This window comes from Sphingobium sp. JAI105 (assembly GCF_015752145.1).
GTDB lineage: Bacteria > Pseudomonadota > Alphaproteobacteria > Sphingomonadales > Sphingomonadaceae > Sphingobium > Sphingobium xenophagum.
Map to the genome: position 1 here is coordinate 2262852 of NZ_JADOUC010000001.1, position 16141 is coordinate 2278992.

Annotated in this window: 14 protein-coding genes and 1 tRNA gene; 11 read left to right on the plus strand and 4 right to left on the minus strand. The window is 63.4% G+C overall.

The features are described from left to right. The first annotated feature begins 20 nt into the window (after positions 1-20). Complete coding sequence (locus IWY39_RS10835) at positions 21-818, plus strand: quinoprotein dehydrogenase-associated SoxYZ-like carrier (protein ID WP_107124998.1); 798 nt, start codon at positions 21-23, stop codon at positions 816-818. After that, positions 815-1765: a quinoprotein relay system zinc metallohydrolase 1 gene (locus tag IWY39_RS10840; protein ID WP_107124999.1), complete on the plus strand. Its 951-nt coding sequence runs from the start codon at positions 815-817 to the stop codon at positions 1763-1765. Before IWY39_RS10835 ends, IWY39_RS10840 begins: the two co-directional genes overlap by 4 nt. Here IWY39_RS10840 and IWY39_RS10845 read toward each other — a convergent pair. The 4 genes from IWY39_RS10845 to paoA form a co-directional block, all read right to left on the minus strand. Continuing rightward, complete coding sequence (locus IWY39_RS10845; protein WP_107125034.1) at positions 1749-4058, minus strand: TonB-dependent receptor; 2310 nt, start codon at positions 4056-4058, stop codon at positions 1749-1751. The genes IWY39_RS10840 and IWY39_RS10845 overlap by 17 nt on opposite strands. A gap of 80 nt (positions 4059-4138) precedes the next feature. Beyond that, positions 4139-6346, minus strand: coding sequence for an aldehyde oxidoreductase molybdenum-binding subunit PaoC (paoC, locus tag IWY39_RS10850; RefSeq protein WP_107125000.1), 2208 nt, complete (start codon positions 6344-6346; stop codon positions 4139-4141). Beyond that, positions 6343-7299: an FAD binding domain-containing protein gene (locus IWY39_RS10855; protein WP_107125001.1), complete on the minus strand. Its 957-nt coding sequence runs from the start codon at positions 7297-7299 to the stop codon at positions 6343-6345. The genes paoC and IWY39_RS10855 overlap by 4 nt, the downstream gene beginning before the upstream one ends. Continuing rightward, positions 7296-7931, minus strand: coding sequence for an aldehyde dehydrogenase iron-sulfur subunit PaoA (paoA, locus tag IWY39_RS10860; protein WP_107125002.1), 636 nt, complete (start codon positions 7929-7931; stop codon positions 7296-7298). Before paoA ends, IWY39_RS10855 begins: the two co-directional genes overlap by 4 nt. A 365-nt stretch (positions 7932-8296) precedes the next feature. Between paoA and IWY39_RS10865 the strand changes: the two genes are divergently transcribed. The 9 genes from IWY39_RS10865 to trbL all read left to right on the plus strand — a co-directional run bounded on the left by IWY39_RS10865 (position 8297) and on the right by trbL (position 16139). Beyond that, a tRNA-Gly gene (locus IWY39_RS10865) sits at positions 8297-8371 on the plus strand. Between the two features lie 634 nt (positions 8372-9005). Beyond that, positions 9006-9698 (plus strand): helix-turn-helix transcriptional regulator, encoded by a 693-nt coding sequence (locus IWY39_RS10870; protein ID WP_196871443.1) that lies wholly within the window; start codon positions 9006-9008, stop codon positions 9696-9698. A gap of 185 nt (positions 9699-9883) precedes the next feature. Continuing rightward, the gene (trbB, locus tag IWY39_RS10875; RefSeq protein ID WP_196871444.1) at positions 9884-10849 is read left to right on the plus strand and encodes a P-type conjugative transfer ATPase TrbB; all 966 of its coding nucleotides are present in this window, start codon (positions 9884-9886) and stop codon (positions 10847-10849) included. Next, positions 10849-11181: a TrbC/VirB2 family protein gene (locus IWY39_RS10880; RefSeq protein ID WP_196871445.1), complete on the plus strand. Its 333-nt coding sequence runs from the start codon at positions 10849-10851 to the stop codon at positions 11179-11181. The genes trbB and IWY39_RS10880 overlap by 1 nt, the downstream gene beginning before the upstream one ends. Then, the gene (locus tag IWY39_RS10885; RefSeq protein ID WP_196871446.1) at positions 11181-11450 is read left to right on the plus strand and encodes a VirB3 family type IV secretion system protein; all 270 of its coding nucleotides are present in this window, start codon (positions 11181-11183) and stop codon (positions 11448-11450) included. Before IWY39_RS10880 ends, IWY39_RS10885 begins: the two co-directional genes overlap by 1 nt. After that, entirely contained in the window at positions 11447-13882 is a 2436-nt protein-coding gene (gene trbE, locus IWY39_RS10890; RefSeq protein ID WP_196871447.1) for a conjugal transfer protein TrbE, read from the plus strand. The genes IWY39_RS10885 and trbE overlap by 4 nt, the downstream gene beginning before the upstream one ends. Then, positions 13879-14580, plus strand: coding sequence for a P-type conjugative transfer protein TrbJ (trbJ, locus tag IWY39_RS10895; protein ID WP_196871448.1), 702 nt, complete (start codon positions 13879-13881; stop codon positions 14578-14580). Before trbE ends, trbJ begins: the two co-directional genes overlap by 4 nt. Before the next feature lie 73 nt (positions 14581-14653). Beyond that, positions 14654-14866: a putative entry exclusion protein TrbK-alt gene (gene trbK-alt / locus IWY39_RS24590; RefSeq protein ID WP_443019994.1), complete on the plus strand. Its 213-nt coding sequence runs from the start codon at positions 14654-14656 to the stop codon at positions 14864-14866. Beyond that, positions 14859-16139, plus strand: a complete 1281-nt coding sequence (trbL, locus tag IWY39_RS10905; RefSeq protein WP_196871450.1) for a P-type conjugative transfer protein TrbL — start codon at positions 14859-14861, stop codon at positions 16137-16139. The genes trbK-alt and trbL overlap by 8 nt, the downstream gene beginning before the upstream one ends. Positions 16140-16141: the final 2 nt, after the last annotated feature.

The window sequence follows — 16141 nt, forward strand, 5'->3', positions numbered from 1 at the left end:
CTGTCATAAGGGAGAAGGATATGCGCAGGGCAAAGAGCCTATGGGTCGCGATCATGCTGACGCTGGCGCCGGCCGGTGCCGGGGCCACTCCGCCTGCCGATCCGCTCGGCTCACCGATGTGGATAGCCCATGCGCGCACCCTGTTCGATGATGATCCAGTGCGGTTCGACCCCCGAGTCCATGTGTCCTTCCCGATGATCGCGGAAAACCAGCGCGCCTTTCCGGTGGTCATTGATGCGCGCGGAATAGCGGGGGTCAGGCGGATGATCCTGCTCGCGGACCTCAATCCCATTCCGGTCGCGATCGACTATCGCCCCCTGCATGCCGCGCCCTATGTCGCGACTCGGATCAAACTGGATCAGCGCACTCCGGTACGCGGCGCGGTGCAACTGGACAGCGGGCAATGGCTGGTGTCGGGCGGCTGGGTCGATGCCGCGGGCGGCGGCTGTTCCGCGCCACCCGTCAGCCGGGTCAAGGGCGACTGGGCTGACCATCTGGGCGAGATACGTGGCGAAGTCTGGCCCATGGCGCAGGGTTATAATCGGGTGCGGCTGAGCTTCCGGCATCCGATGGACACCGGCCTTGTCGAAAATATCGCCACTTATCATCTGGAGGCGTTGGCGGTGACCGACGGGGACGGGCGTGTGCTGGGCGACATGGATATATGGGCATCGGTGGCGGAAGACCCGGCGATCACGCTGATGGTGGACGGCAGCCCGGATGCGGCGCTGCGGGTCGCGGCGCGTGATACCAACGGGCGCGACTACCGGGCCAACCTCATTCTGGCGCGTCAGTCGCCGATGCCGGGCGGACGATGAAGCTTTCGCGACGCGCCATGCTGGGCGGGATAGCGGGTCTGGCGACGATGCCCGCTCGTGCGGCCGACTATAGCATCACGGCGGTGCCGGTCGGCGATGGCATCTGGATGGTGCGCGGCGCGGACGAGCCGATCGAAGAGCATAATGGCGGGGCGATCGCCAATATCGCCATCATCGCAACGCCCGTGGGGACGGTGCTATGGGAATGCGGCCCTTCGCTTCGCTATGGCCGCGCCCTGCGCCAGGTGGCCGAGCAATTGACGGGCCAGCGCATAATACGGGTCTATGTCAGCCATCTCCATCCCGATCATGGCCTGGGGCTGGCCGCCTTCGATCCTGCCATCGTCGCCGCGCTGCCGGGCACGATCGCGGCGTTGGCGGCGCAGGGGCAGGGTTATGCCGATGGCATGTACAGGCTGCTGGGCGACTGGATGCGCGGCACGGACCTGATCCTGCCGGGCCGGACCATCATGGCGGCGCAGGAGGATTTTGGCGGGCGGGTGCTGCGCCTGCTTGCGCTTTCCGGCCATAGCAGTGCGGATCTGGCGCTGCTGGACGAAAGAAGCGGCCTGCTGTTGGCGGGTGATCTCGTTTTTCATGATCGCGCGCCCAGCACCCCGACCGCCGATCTTGCGGCCTGGCGCGCCAGTCTGGACCAGCTGAAGGCCTTGCCCCATGGCGGCGTCCTGCCTGGCCATGGGCCGCTCGACCCGACAGGAACGGCGGCCATTGCCCAGACGCGCGACTGGATCGACTGGCTGGAAGGCGCACTGACGCAGGCGGTGCGCGATGGTCTCGACATGGTGGAGGCGGGCGACCTGCCGATCCCCGCCCGCTTTGCCGGGATGGCTGCCGCCCGCTACGAAGTGCAGCGCAGCGTGTCGCATCTCTATCCTGGCATCGAAGCGGCATTGCTGCCGCGCATCGACGTCAAAAGCGCGCCCTGATCCCCACCTGCCAGCGGCGCGGCGCGCCCGGTCCATAGGCACGGGGATTGGATGCGCCCGGCACCTCCTCCAGTTCGATCTCATCGACTTCGCTGAACGTGCCAAAGGTCGCGTAGCGCCTGCCCAGGGCGTTGCGCACCTCGCCAAACAGGCTGACGCCGCGCACCACATCCACGCTCGCGCGCAGATTGACGATGGCGTAGCCGCCCAGCCTGGGCGTATCATTCCCTTCGTCGCCGACCAGATATTGGCCCGATCGCGCGATCACATCGCCGCCAATGCTCCAGCCCTGACCGGCATAGTCCAGGTTCAGCGTCGCGCTATGCCGGGCTATACCGGGCAGGCGGTCACCGCGCTCGACTGCGATCAGGCCGTCCTCGTCCGCTGTCGGATTGGCCGGGCTGGATAGGCTGAGCGGCGCGCGATAGGTGGCGTCGGTAAAGGCATAGCTGAGGCCCGCTTGCAGCCCGCCCCGCTGTGCGCTGATCGTCGCTTCCACCCCCTGCCGCCTGGTGCTGCCGATATTGCGAAAATAGGCGCGGCCCCGAATTTCCGAGGCGACATATTGAATGTCGTTGCGATTGTCTGTCCGCCAGGCCGACAACAGCCAATCAACTGCAAAGCCGCCAAGCTGCGCCTTGCCCTTTGCACCCGCTTCCCAGCTTTTGGCGACCACCTGCTTCAACGGCGGATCGGCGATGAAGAAATTGGTCAGGCTGCATGGCGCATTTTCATCGGCGCAGGACAGTTCGGCCGGAGTCGGCACGCGGTTGCTTTCCGCATAGCCCGCCCGCAGCGCCAAAGCGTCGGACAACTCATAGTCGAACTCGATGCCGGGATTCAGCCGGGAAAAATGATGCCGGCCATTGAGCGCGGTGCCGATCTGGTCCTGCAACACCACCCGCGCCCAATTATATCGCAGTGCGATTTCGGCTGACAGGCGCGGGGTGATGGGTAACCGATCCTGGGCGAATACCCCCCAATAATCGGTATGGGCGACCAATCCCACCGGCGCGATGGCGCCGTCTGGCTGGATGATGATCGGTCCCAGCCCTTCGACGCTTCGCTCCTCGGTCATCGCGCCGAGTTCGGTCGATGTGTCGAACCGGGTGCGGCTTGTGTCGTAACTCAGCCCCAGCGCCAGATGATTGTCCCCCGCGCCCAACGCCCGCTGGTCGATCAGTTGCACCAGCGCCCCCATCGCCCGCGTCGCGGTGCGCCCGCGATTGAGGACGCCATAGCCTTTACCCCCCAGGCTGTCGGCGATCGGATCGCCATTGGCGTCCGTCAGGACCGCCTGTTCCTCCTCACATTCGGTATCCCCCACCGTTTCCAGGCATAGCAGGCCAGCCTCATCCTCTTCCTCGCAACCCTCGATATCGGCAGCATCGCCATTGACGCTGCGCAGCGTCAGTTTTTGCGCGTAGAGCGTCCCTTCGATCCGGGTCGTATCCGATAGCGCGACCCAGGGATGCAGGCTGACCCGGCCATAGCGGCTGGCGCTATTGTCGGGCCAGGTGAATACCGCGCGCCGATCGACCGCGAGCAGTTCGACCGGCGAAACGCCATTGCCGGTCAGGTCGGTGTCCGCCCCGACCAGCTTGAGGTGCAGGCCACCACCAGGCGTGTCGAAGCCCAGGTCGAGATAGCCATTATATAATGTCGAGGGCGAAAAGGCGCGCCAGCCATCGTCCCGCGTGTATTGAAACGCCGCGAAGGCGCTGAAATCGCCCCGTGCCCCGCCCGCCGCGATGCTCGCTTCGGTCATGCCGAACTGGCCCTGTGAAACGCTGGCCTCCAGTCCGGGATCGCTCAGCCCTGTCTTGGTGTCGATCAGCAACGCCCCGCCCAGCGCGTTGAGGCCATAGACCGCGCTTTTGTCGAGCAGGCTGATCCGCGCAATGGCGGCTTCGGGCAACAGGTCGAACTGCATGGTGTCGCCGAACGGCTGGTTGAAGCGCGCGCCGTCCAGATAGGTGGCGATCCCCTGCGCCTGTCCCTGAAGCGGCGAAGCGACAAAGCCGCGATAGACCAGATTGGGTTGCCACGGGTTGTTTTGCGCGTCCTGCAAGGTGACACCGGCGAAGTTACGGACCAGCGCGCCCAGCAGATCGGGACTGCCGCCTTTGGCGATGTCGGCGGCGGACAGCGACAGGCCGTCGTCGCTGTCGATGCCGCCGCCTGGCGCCGTCACGATGATGGGCTGGCGACCGGCATCTGCCTCATCCGCCCGCGCGATGCCGCCGCACAGCGCCATCGCACTGGTTGCCAACAGCGCCGTCACACCCCTCATGCCATCCTCCATTATGTCTATGGGAGGAAGGCTAGGGGGGCAGGTGACGGCGCTCCATTAGACCTTGGGTCGGTCCATCCTCAGATCATCTGCGCTTTCAACAGCTTGTCGATGGTAAGCGGATAGTCGCGCAGCCGCAGGCCAGTAGCGTTGTAGACTGCATTGGCAACCGCTGCGCCCGCGCCGCAAATGCCCAGCTCGCCCACGCCCTTGGCTTTCATCGGTGAACTTTTGTCGTCCAGTTCGTCGATGAACAGTACATCTTGTTCGGGTATGTCTGCATGAACCGGCACGGCATATTCGGCCATGTCATGATTGATGAACAGGCCAAAGCGGGTGTCGACCTCCAACGCCTCCATCAATGCCGCACCGGCACCCATGGTCATCGCGCCGATCACCTGGCTGCGCGCGGATTTGGGATTGAGAATGCGCCCGGCCGCAAATGCCCCGACCATGCGGCGGATGCGCACTTCGGCGGTGTCGATGTCCACCCCGACTTCGCAGAAATGCGCGCCGAACGTCGCCTGGGCATAGCGTTTGTCCAGATCACCAAATTCGATACTGTCCTGCGCCCATAGACCCTCGCGACCGGCGAGCGCAGCCAGCGTTTGCGACTGATTGCCCAATTTCACCAGACCATCTTCAAACTGCGTCTGGTCGACCGGATAGCCCGCCTTTTCCGCAAGCTTTGCCCGCAGCGCCATGGCGGCGGCATAGACGCCGGCTGTAGAACTGTTCGCTCCCCATTGACCGCCAGACCCGGCGGATGCGGGGAAGCGGCTGTCGCCCAGCCGTACGATGACGTCATCCAGCGATACGCCCAGCATTTCTGCCGCGGTCTGGCCGATGATGGTATAGCTGCCGGTGCCGATGTCCGTCATGTCGGTTTCAACTATGACCTTGCCGGCGCCATCCACGCCGATCCGCGCACCCGATTTGCCGACCATATTGTTACGGAACGCGGCGGCCACCCCCATGCCGACCAGCCAGCGACCATCGCGCACCTTGCCAGGCGTGGGATTGCGCTTGCTCCATCCAAACCGGTCGGCCCCGGCGCGCAAACATTCGACCAGTTTGCGGCTGGAAAAGGGGCGTTGCGGCCCCGCTTCGGGATCATATTGCACATCGTTGCGGATGCGCAGTTCGACCGGATCGACGCCGCATGCTTCCGCCAGTTCGTCCATCGCGATTTCCAGCGCCAGCAGACCGACGGCTTCGCCGGGCGCGCGCATCGCATTGCCTTCGGGCAGGTCGAGCGTGGCGAGGCGATGCGCGGTCAGGCGGTTCGCGCCACCATAGAGCAGCCGCGTCTGCATCGCGGCCGTCTCCGGGCCGCCGCCGGGCAGGTCACCCGACCATACTTCATGGCCGATGGCGTCGATCACCCCATTCCTGTCGGCGCCTATGCGGATGCGCTGGACCGTCGCGGGACGATGGGTGGTATTGTTGGGTATCTGGTTGCGGGCGATCATGACCTTGACCGGACGTCCGACTTCCCTCGCCCCCAATGCCGCAAGCAATGCGTCGGCGCGCAGGAACAGCTTGGCGCCAAAACCTCCGCCAATATAGGGCGAAACGAGACGGACATTGTCTTTGGGAATGCCCAGCGTCTTGGCGACTTCCCCCACGCTCCAGGCAATCATCTGATTTGCCGTCCACAGCGTCAGCTTGTCGCCGTTCCACGCGGCGGTGGTAGCGTGCGGTTCCATCATGGCATGGCTGTGGTCTGGGGTAGTGTAGCGCTCGTCGATCCTGACCGCTGCCTTGGCAAAGGCTCCGTCAAAATCGCCAACGGCAGTGTCGGCGGCCCCGCCGAAGCCGCTGTCTGGTGGTTTGACGGCATTGTCCAGTTCGGTGTTCAGATCGAACTTGCCATCCTGCGGCGTATAATCGATCCGCACCAGCTTGGCGGCTGCGCGCGCATTTTCAAATGTGTCGGCGATCACCAGCGCCACCGCCTGATCATAATGCATGATCGCCGGGCCGCCCAGCAGCGGAGCGGTATTATAATTTCCCTTGCCCAGCTTACCGGCATTGGCGTGGGTCACTATCCCCAGCACGCCGGGCGCTGCTTCAGCCGCGCGCAGGTCCATGGCCGCGATCCTTCCCTTGGCGATCGCGGACCCGACGATCCAGCCATAGACGGCGTTGGGCGCAGCATCATGCCGTTCATAGGCATAGGGCGCACTGCCGGTCACCTTGGCAGGGCCGTCGATACGGTCCTGCGCGACGCCGACGACGCGGCCCTTGTCGATGGGGTTGGTGGTGGCGGGCGTATCGAATTTCACGACCGGGCCTCCTTCTGCCGATAGAGCGACGCCAGCGTCCGTTCGACCAGCGTTTTCTTGAATGCATTGTGATGGGTCGTGCGCGCGCCGCTCAGTGCCGCTTCCGCCACCGCCTTCGCCCCGGATGAGGCGGCAGCGTCTGCCGCTGGCGTTCGCCATGGTTTTGCGCCGATGCCGCCAAAGGCGAAGCGGCCTCCGCCGTCCTTGCCGAACACGGCGGCGACAGACACCAGCGCAAAGGCGTAGGACGCCCGGTCGCGCACCTTGCGATAGACATGGGTGCCGCCGATTGGCTTGGGCAAGGTCACCGATGTTATGATCTCGCCATTCTTAAGCGCGGATTCGACATGGGGCGTGTCACCGGGCAGCGTGTGGAAATCGGCGATGGGTATGGCGCGCGCCACGCCGTCCGCCCCGACCGTCTCGACCTGCGCGTCGAGCAATCGCATCGCCACTGCCATGTCGCTGGGATGCTGGGCGATACAGGCGTCGCTTACCCCCAATATGGCGAGGCTACGGCTGATCCCGCCGATCGCGCCACAGCCGCTGCCGGGCTTGCGCTTGTTGCAAGGCATGTTGGTGTCGTAAAAATAAGGGCATCGGGTCCGCTGAAGCAGGTTGCCTGCCGTTGTTGCCTTGTTGCGCAATTGTCCCGAAGCGCCCGCCAGCAGCGCGCGGCTCAGCACGCCATAGTCGCGACGCACCGTCTTGTCGGCCGCCAGGTCAGTATTGGGGACCAGCGCGCCGATGCGCAATCCGCCCTCTGGCGTCGGTTCGATCCGGTCGAGGCCCAGATGATTGACGTCGATCAGGTGGGTCGGCGTTTCGATCTGTAGTTTCATCAGGTCGAGCAGATTGGTGCCGCCGGCAATGAAGCGCGCGCCCTGCATTGCGGCTGCGGTCTTGGCGGCATCCGCAACGCTGGTCGCGCGGCTATAGGTAAAAGGCTTCATGCCTTCTTCTCCCCGGCCACTTCATTCATGGCGGCTATGATGTTGGGATAGGCGGCGCAGCGGCAGATATTGCCGCTCATCCTTTCGCGCAATTCTCGGTCGGATAGCGCAACCCGATCCAGATCATCGGTCACATGGCTGGGGACGCCCGCCGCGATCTCTTCCAGCACCGCGACAGCCGAGCATATCTGTCCCGGTGTGCAATAGCCGCATTGATAACCGTCATGCGTGATGAAGGCGCGCTGCATCAGATGGAGCTTGTCGGCTGTTCCCAACCCCTCGATCGTCGTCACCGTGTCGCCATCATGCATGACCGCCAGCGTCAGGCAGCTGTTGATACGCCTGCCTTCGACGATGACGGTGCACGCACCGCACTGCCCCTGATCGCAACCCTTCTTCGTCCCGGTCAGATGCAGATGCTCACGCAGCGCGTCGAGCAGGGTGGTGCGCGGATCGAGTTGCAGATGCACCTCGCGCCCGTTCACGGTCAATTCCACGGGGATCATCCCGGTTTCTCCCTTGGCTGTGGGTCGTGCAGTGGCCGCACCGGCAGACGCCAGCGTGGGGGCCGCTGCGGCAACCGCCGCACTTCCCTGCAACAGGGAACGGCGCGTGAGATGATCGGATGGCATCGCGGGTGCTTCCTCTTGCTTGGACTGTCATACGAAGGGACGCGACAAATGATCCGCCGCTGGACATAAATATGGAGTTTGATCCCCAGATTAACAGAATGACCACCCAGGCAAAGTTGCGAAATGCCACCCACGTTGATTTTTCGGACAGAGCGAATCAATCATGGGCAGCAGCGGCGGCCCTGGCATTGCCGCGCATGCCTTTCGCTTCGGGTGACACGGGCGCAAAGCCCTGCAAAGTCGCCCACTTTGCCAGTCGGAGCAGGAATTTCACGATCTTGGCAATTCTCCCCTTGCCCATCCCGAAAAAGCGCTGCTAGTTGCCCGCCTCACCCGACGGGGACAGCGTCTCCATCAAGCGTCGAGCGGGCGTAGCTCAGGGGTAGAGCACAACCTTGCCAAGGTTGGGGTCGAGGGTTCGAATCCCTTCGCCCGCTCCAGAAATCATCGTAAAATCAATGGTTTCTGGGGCATGATGCGATCAAAAAGTTGGAGACAAAGCTCCTTCTATTGGTCGCTGTCTCCACATTGTCTCCACCGAATTTGTAACTGCGGCGCTCTTTTGCGTTGGGTGGCGTAGCTGGTTTGCCGTTGGCATTTCGCGCTCGACGTTGATTCAAACAGGTGGGCGTTAAGGTTCGCTGCTGCGTTACAAGGGGTAAGAGACGGGCTTTGGTCAGCGGCTGACTGGCAGTGATCGTATCGGCACCTCATGCCATGGCGCGAAGCGGATGTGCTGATATCCCAGGTTAGCTTGCGGTGGACCAACCTGAAATCGGCCAAACTGTGTATCAAACCTTCGGTCCAGATGTGTGCAGGCGCATCTGCATGCACGGATGGCAAAGCCATATGACCGTCATGCAATTGTCACATAGCGAAAATCCCATAAGCTGTCCGCTCACCTCGTTTCACCGATCGTTGTGAGGACGAACGGGGAGCGCATAGATTGAGGAAGGCGAATCGCGAGACCTGCGGGTTGGGAACGCCCTTGCGGTCGATTATGCTACTATCATGGGTCGTTATCGAAGGTTGGATGCCCTTGCCGCTGCGTTAGCAGAGGCATCGGATATGCACATGCTCTACGAATTCCTGGCGAGGATCGTGCGGGAAATGGGTTTCGACTATTTCGCGCTGGCTGAGCACATCGATCTGAGGATGCCACAACAGCAACCTCTTCAAATCCACAATTATCCACGCGGCTGGGCCGCCTATTATGTGGACAGGGACCTGGGGCCGCGCGATCCCATCCGACGGGCCAGCCACCGGACCCATCTGGGCTTTGCCTGGCTCACCATTCCACGATTTCTAACACTGACGCCCGCCGATCGCGCGGTACTCGCTGCCGGACAAGCTCATGGGCTGGGCGAAGGTTTTACGGTCCCTTCGCACATTCCTGGCGAAGTCAGTGGATCCTGTACATTCGTCACCCGAGCCGACGAGCCGCTGCCTCGCGATCAGATCTGGACGGCGCAACTCATCGGCGGGCTCGCGTTCGAACGCGGGCAACGCCTTTTGGGCCGCACGACCCTGTCCGGGGATTCCGCGATCACGGAGCGCCAACGCGACTGCGTGCTATGGGCCGCCCGTGGAAATACTGACGGAGAGATTGCCGAGATATTGGGCATCTCCAAGGAAACAGTGATCCAGCATCTCAAGTTCGCGCGCGAACGCTATGGCGTGCGCAAGAGAACGTCGCTCGTGATCCGGGCGCTGTTCGATGGCCTCATCTCTTTTTCCGAAATCTTCCAGCGACACCGATATTGGTAACGTCATGTCGAGGGGGCGGTGCGCCGTCCCCTCATCAAATGGCTCCTGTAAAACCGCCGCTTCCCTGTCTTTCTGCGCCAGCCTACGCCGAAGCGATTTCGATGTTGCGGACAAGGGCAATGTGGCTTTCTTGATCATCCCCTGAGCTGGACCGCCAACGGTCCGGCAATTGGCAGGGTCGATCCATGAGCATATATTCGCTCCGTACAGAAGCCAGGACACGCGGCTCGCGCATGCTCCGCACGGCGCTTGGTTCGGCGATCATCGGCTGGCTCGACGATGCGTGCGTCATCGAGATCATGCTCAATCCCGACGGGCATATCTGGATCGACCGGCTGGGCGAAGGCCTCAGCGATACCGGAGCCTGCCTGTCGGCCGCCGACGGCGAACGGATCATCCGTCTGGTCGCGCATCATGTCGGCGCGGAGGTTCATGACGGAGCGCCTCGCGTGTCGGCCGAACTTCCCGATACCGGCGAGCGGTTCGAGGGGCTTCTCCCGCCCGTCGTCCAATCGCCAACATTCGCCATTCGCAAGCCCGCCGTCGCTGTGTTCACGCTCGCGGATTATGTCACCGCCAATATCATGTCTGCGCGCCAGGCCGACATATTGGCGCAAGCCGTCTCCACGCGCCAGAACATCCTGGTGGCCGGTGGCACAGGGACCGGCAAGACGACGCTCACCAACGCCCTTTTGGCCGAGGTCGCCAGGACGACCGACAGGATCGCCCTCATTGAGGATACGCGCGAGCTCCAGTGCACATCTCCCAATCTGATCGCGATGCGGACCAAGGATGGCGTCGCCACGCTGTCTGATCTCGTGCGATCCGCCCTGCGACTGCGGCCCGACCGCATCCCCATTGGTGAGGTGCGCGGGGCCGAAGCCCTCGACCTTATCAAAGCATGGGGGACGGGCCATCCGGGCGGGATCGGCACCATCCACGCGGGATCGGGCATGGGCGCACTGCGGCGAATGGAACAGCTCATCCAGGAAGCCGTCGTCACGGTCCCTCGTGCCCTGATCGCCGACACGATCGACATCGTCGCGGTGCTTGTGCGCGACGGCCATGGCCGCCGTCTGGCCGAACTGGTCCGCGTCGATGGCCTCGATCCCAGGGGCGAATATTTCCTCACCAGCCAAGGAGACGTTTGATGATCCAGCCTGTCCCGCCAATCCGCCTGAGTGCCAGTCATCTGGCGCTCGCTGGCATCATAGCCATGGCGTCCGTGATCCCGGCCTATGCGGCCGGATCGTCGATGCCCTGGGAAGCGCCGCTCCAGTCCATCCTGGAATCGATCGAAGGGCCGGTCGCCAAGATCATCGCCGTGATGATCATCACGGTAACCGGCCTGACCCTTGCATTTGGCGATACATCGGGCGGCGCGCGAAAGCTCATCCAGATCGTATTCGGTCTGAGTATTGCGTTCGCCGCAACGAGCTTCTTCCTCTCCTTCTTCTCGTTCGGCGGTGGAGCGCTTGTCTGATGGATAGGGTTGGACAGGTTCCAGGCTTTGACGTGCTGGTCCATCGGTCCCTCACCGAGCCGATCCTTCTGGGCGGCGCGCCGCGCGCGCTGGCAATCGTCAACGGGACGCTCGCGGGCGCCGTCGGCCTCGGGCTACGGCTATGGATCGCAGGCTTGGTGCTTTGGGCTATCGGTCATGTGCTGGGCGTATGGGCCGCCCGCCACGATCCGAACTTCGTCGATGTGGCCCGTCGCCATGTTCGCTATCCGACCTGGCTACGGGGATGATGTCGCTGCGCGAATATCGTTCGACCGCGAGCAGCCTGAGCGATTTCCTGCCTTGGGCCGCTCTGGTCGCGCCGGGCGTCGTCCTCAACAAGGACGGCTCGTTCCAGCGCACCGCCCGTTTCCGGGGACCGGACCTCGATTCCGCGACGCCCGCCGAACTGGTGGCGACGACTGCGCGGCTGAATAGCGCCCTGCGTCGGCTCGGCTCGGGCTGGGCCTTATTCACCGAGGCGCAGCGGGTGCCGGCAAACGACTATCCCGACGACGTCTTTCCCGATCCGGCCTCGCGACTGCTTGATCGGGAACGGCGCGAGCAATTCCACGAAGAGGGCGCACATTATGACAGCGCCTATTATGTCACCCTGCTGTGGATGCCACCTGCGGAAGACAGCGCCCGGGCCGAGCGATGGCTCTACGAAGGGCGATCGACGACGGACTCGAACGGTGCTGAACTGCTAGCCGGTTTCATCGACCGCTCACATCGGATCGTCCAGTTGCTCGAAGGCTTCCTGCCGGAAATCGCCTGGCTCGACGATAGCGCGACGCTCACCTATCTTCACTCGACGATCTCGACCAAGCGTCAGAACGTGCGCGTGCCTGAAACACCGATGCACCTCGATGCGCTTCTCGCGGATGAACCGCTGGTCGGTGGCCTCGAACCGCGTCTCGGCAACAGCCATCTGCGCAGTCTGACCGTCACCGGCTTTCCGACCTCCACCTATCCTGGCCTGCTCGACGAACTCAATCGTCTGGCCTTTCCCTATCGCTGGTCGACGCGGGCGATCATGCTCGACAAGGCCGATGCCACCCGGTTGCTGGGCAAGATCCGGCGGCAATGGTTCGCCAAGCGCAAGTCGGTCGCGGCCATTCTCAAGGAGGTGATGACCAACGAAGCCTCGGCCCTGCTGGACACGGACGCATCGAACAAGGCTGCAGACGCCGATCTTGCCTTGCAGGAACTGGGCTCGGATATGATCGGCCAGGCTTATGTGACCGCCACGGTTACGGTTTGGGACACCAACCCTGCAATCGCCACCGAGAAGCTCCGGCTTGTTGAAAAGGTGATCCAGGGCCGGGATTTCACCTGCACGAGCGAAGGTCTCAACGCTGTGGAGGCCTGGCTCGGATCGCTGCCGGGCCATGTCTACGCCAATGTCCGGCAGCCGCCGATCAGCACGCTCAACCTAGCGCATTTGATGCCGCTGTCGGCCGTCTGGTCTGGACCGCCGGGCGATGCGCATCTCGATGGTCCGCCGCTATTTCACGCCAAAACCGAGGGCTCGACGCCCTTTCGCTTCTCGCTGCATGTTGCCGATGTCGGGCATACGCTGGTGGTGGGGCCGACAGGCGCGGGCAAATCGGTCCTCCTCGCCCTGATGGCGATGCAGTTTCGCCGCTATCCCGGCGCACAGATTTTTGCCTTCGACTATGGTGCCAGCATGCGCGCTGCGGCGCTGGCGATGGGCGGTGACTGGCAGGATCTGGGGATCGGGCTCCACGCCGAGAATGCGGCTGTATCACTCCAGCCTCTCGCAAGGATCGATGATCCGGCCGAACAGGCATGGGCGTCGCAATGGGTCGGTTCGATTCTGGAGGCGGAGGGGATCACGCTCGATCCCCAGGCCAAGGACCATCTGTGGGCAGCGCTCCGATCGCTCGCCAGCGCGAGGCCCGACGAACGGACGCTGACGGGTGTTGCGGTGCTGCTGCAATCCCAAGCCCTCAAACAGGCGCTGCAGCCCTATTGCTTGGGCGGCGCCTGGGGTCGCCTGCTCGATGCCGAGGCAGAGCAACTGGGCGATGCCCATGTTCAGATATTCGAAACGGAGGGATTGGTGGGCTGCGCCGCAGCCGCCCCGGTGCTGGCCTATCTTTTTCACCGGATCGAGAACATGCTCGATGGATCGCCCAGCCTCGTCATCATCGACGAGGGCTGGCTGGTGCTCGACAGCCCGACTTTTGCCGCGCAATTGCGCGAATGGCTCAAGACGCTGCGCAAGAAGAATGCGAGCGTGATCTTTGCGACGCAAAGCCTGGCCGACATCGAAACCAGCGCCATTGCGCCAGCCATCATCGAAAGCTGCCCGACCCGGATATTCCTTGCCAATGAGCGGGCGACCGAACCTCAGATCAGCGCCATCTATGCAAGGTTCGGGCTCAATGCCCGGCAGATCGAGATATTGGCGAGGGCGACACCAAAGCGCGATTATTATGTCCAGTCACGCCGCGGCAATCGCCTGATGGACTTAGGGCTAAAGGAGGTGGCGCTCGCCTTTACCGCCGCGTCCTCCAAGACCGACCAGCGCAGGATCGACCAGATACTGAGCCAACCGGGCGACGAACAGTTCGCCGCGGCCTGGCTGCGCGCGTGCGGTCACGACTGGGCGGCAGACCTGCTTTCCACGCAAGAGCCAAAGGATCAAATCTCATGAAACCGCGCTTCATCGTTCACCCGCTTGGCCTGTGCGCTGCTGCGCTCGCATTGGCCATGACACCGGCACAAGCACTGGTCGTCTATGACCCCACCAACTATGCCTCCAATGTGATGCAGGCGGCGCGCGCGTTGCAGCAGATCAACAACCAGATCCGGTCGTTGCAGAACGAGGCGGCCTCGCTTCTCAACGACACGAAAAACCTCACCAGTTTGCCCTTCAGCAGCCTTCAGGCGCTCCAGCAGCAGGTGCGGCAGACCCAGCGCCTGCTGGGGCAAGCACAGGGCCTGGCCTATGACGTGACCCAGATAGAGCAGGCCTTCTCGACCAAATATGGCGATATAGCGCTGTCGAGGTCAGACGCCGATCTGGTCGCCGGCGCCCGGGACCGTTGGTCCACCAGCGTCGATGCGTTCGAGGATGCGTTAAAGGTCCAGGCCGGGGTGGTCGGCAACATCGACGGCACCCGGACCTCGATGGACGATCTTGTTTCAGCCAGCCAGTCGGCATCGGGCGCGTTGCAAGCCGCCCAGGCCGGGAACCAGCTTGTCGCTCTTCAGTCCCAGCAACTCGCCGATATCACCGCCATGCTCGCAGCGCAGGGCCGCGCACAGACGATCGAAGCGGCGCGCGCCGCTACCGCAGAGGCGGAAGGCCGCGTCCGATTCCAGCGCTTCATGGCGCGTTCGGGCCAATAGGATGCAAAGCGGACGCCTGGCGCTGGTGGGCCTCGTCGGCGGTGGCATGCTGACGGTTGCAGCGCTCACGGTCATGCACCAGCAGCGAGGCACGCCCACTGAACAGATACCGCTGATGCCGGTGTCGACCGGGAAACGCGCGGCCGCCCTTATTCGCTGTCGGGACGTCATGACACAGGATCCAACCTGCGCAGCGGCCTGGGAAGCCGAGCGACGCCGCTTCTTTGGCACAGATGATGGCCGCAACGCCCGATCCGATCTGCAGGAGCGTGCCGGACATGAATGATGTCGGCGTCATCGACGGGTTCCTCGCGACCTTCACGGCCTATATCGATTCCGGTTTTGGCCTGCTCGGCGGGGAAGTCGGGTTTCTCTCGACCACGCTGATCGCCATCGACGTGACACTTGCCGGGGTGTTTTGGGCATGGGGTGCCGACGAGGATGTCCTGCAACGCCTAGTCAAGAAGACGCTCTATATCGGCTTCTTCGCCTTCATCATCGGCAACTTCTCGTCGCTCTCGCAAATCCTGTTCCAGTCCTTTGCCGGGCTCGGTCTCAAGGCGAGCGGCGCCGGCATCAGCCTCGCCGAGTTCATGAAGCCAGGTAGCGTTGCCGCGGTTGGGCTTGATGCAGGCGAACCGCTGCTCACGTCCGCGTCCGAGATGATGGGGTTCACCTCGTTTTTCGCCAATTTCGTCCAGATCGCCGTGCTGCTGCTGGCCTGGATAATCGTAATCCTCGCCTTCTTCATTCTTGCCGTACAGCTGTTCATCACGCTGATCGAGTTCAAGCTGGTCACGCTGGCAGGGTTCGTCCTGCTGCCCTTCGCCTTTTTTGGGCGGACGGCATTCATGGCGGAGCGGGTGCTTGGCCATATCGTATCGAGCGGCATCAAGATCCTGGTCCTCGCCGTCATCACCGGCATCGGCACGGGACTGTTCGACCAGTTCATCAATGCGCTGGGTGGAACAGCGCCGACTGCGGAACAGGCCATGTCGATTGCGCTCGCCTCACTGGCGTTGCTCGGTCTGGGCATATTCGGCCCCGGCATCGCCAATGGCATCGTGACCGGAGGTCCGCAGCTTGGTGCAGGCGCAGCGGCGGGTACCGCGATTGCAGCCGGTGCCACCCTGGCCGGCGGGGCCGCGGGCGCACGGCTCGCGGGCGGCGCTGTCGGCGGGGCCGTAGCGAGCGCATCGAGCGCCGCCGCCCGTGCGGCCGGATCGACCAGCGCCACCTATACCGCCGGTGCAGCGGGCAAGAGCGGGGGAGACGCCGTCGCGGGCGGCATTGGTGCGCTGGGAAGAGCGGCCGGCTCTGCCGCCACGTCCCCACTGCGCCGCGCTGCCGATGCAATGAAGCAAAGCTTCGAAGCGGGGAAATCGGGCGCATCGACCAAAGGCACCGGTGCTGAAACTGCATCCGGGCCGCCCAAATGGGCGACGGCAATGCGCCAGCGGCAGGCGATCGCCCACGGGGTTTCGACCGCCGCCCACACATTGCGCGGCGGCGACAGCGGTGGTGGTGGCGCTTCAATTGATCTGAGCGGAAGGGACTGATC

Coding starts and splice junctions, on each gene's coding strand:
- IWY39_RS10835 (WP_107124998.1), top strand. CDS start 21: ATGCGCAGGGCAAAGAGCCTATGGGTCGCGATCATGCTGACGCTGGCG.
- IWY39_RS10840 (WP_107124999.1), top strand. CDS start 815: ATGAAGCTTTCGCGACGCGCCATGCTGGGCGGGATAGCGGGTCTGGCG.
- IWY39_RS10845 (WP_107125034.1), bottom strand. CDS start 4,058: ATGAGGGGTGTGACGGCGCTGTTGGCAACCAGTGCGATGGCGCTGTGC.
- IWY39_RS10855 (WP_107125001.1), bottom strand. CDS start 7,299: ATGAAGCCTTTTACCTATAGCCGCGCGACCAGCGTTGCGGATGCCGCC.
- paoA (WP_107125002.1), bottom strand. CDS start 7,931: ATGCCATCCGATCATCTCACGCGCCGTTCCCTGTTGCAGGGAAGTGCG.
- IWY39_RS10870 (WP_196871443.1), top strand. CDS start 9,006: ATGCTCTACGAATTCCTGGCGAGGATCGTGCGGGAAATGGGTTTCGAC.
- trbB (WP_196871444.1), top strand. CDS start 9,884: ATGAGCATATATTCGCTCCGTACAGAAGCCAGGACACGCGGCTCGCGC.
- IWY39_RS10880 (WP_196871445.1), top strand. CDS start 10,849: ATGATCCAGCCTGTCCCGCCAATCCGCCTGAGTGCCAGTCATCTGGCG.
- IWY39_RS10885 (WP_196871446.1), top strand. CDS start 11,181: ATGGATAGGGTTGGACAGGTTCCAGGCTTTGACGTGCTGGTCCATCGG.
- trbE (WP_196871447.1), top strand. CDS start 11,447: ATGATGTCGCTGCGCGAATATCGTTCGACCGCGAGCAGCCTGAGCGAT.
- trbJ (WP_196871448.1), top strand. CDS start 13,879: ATGAAACCGCGCTTCATCGTTCACCCGCTTGGCCTGTGCGCTGCTGCG.
- trbK-alt (WP_443019994.1), top strand. CDS start 14,654: ATGCACCAGCAGCGAGGCACGCCCACTGAACAGATACCGCTGATGCCG.
- trbL (WP_196871450.1), top strand. CDS start 14,859: ATGAATGATGTCGGCGTCATCGACGGGTTCCTCGCGACCTTCACGGCC.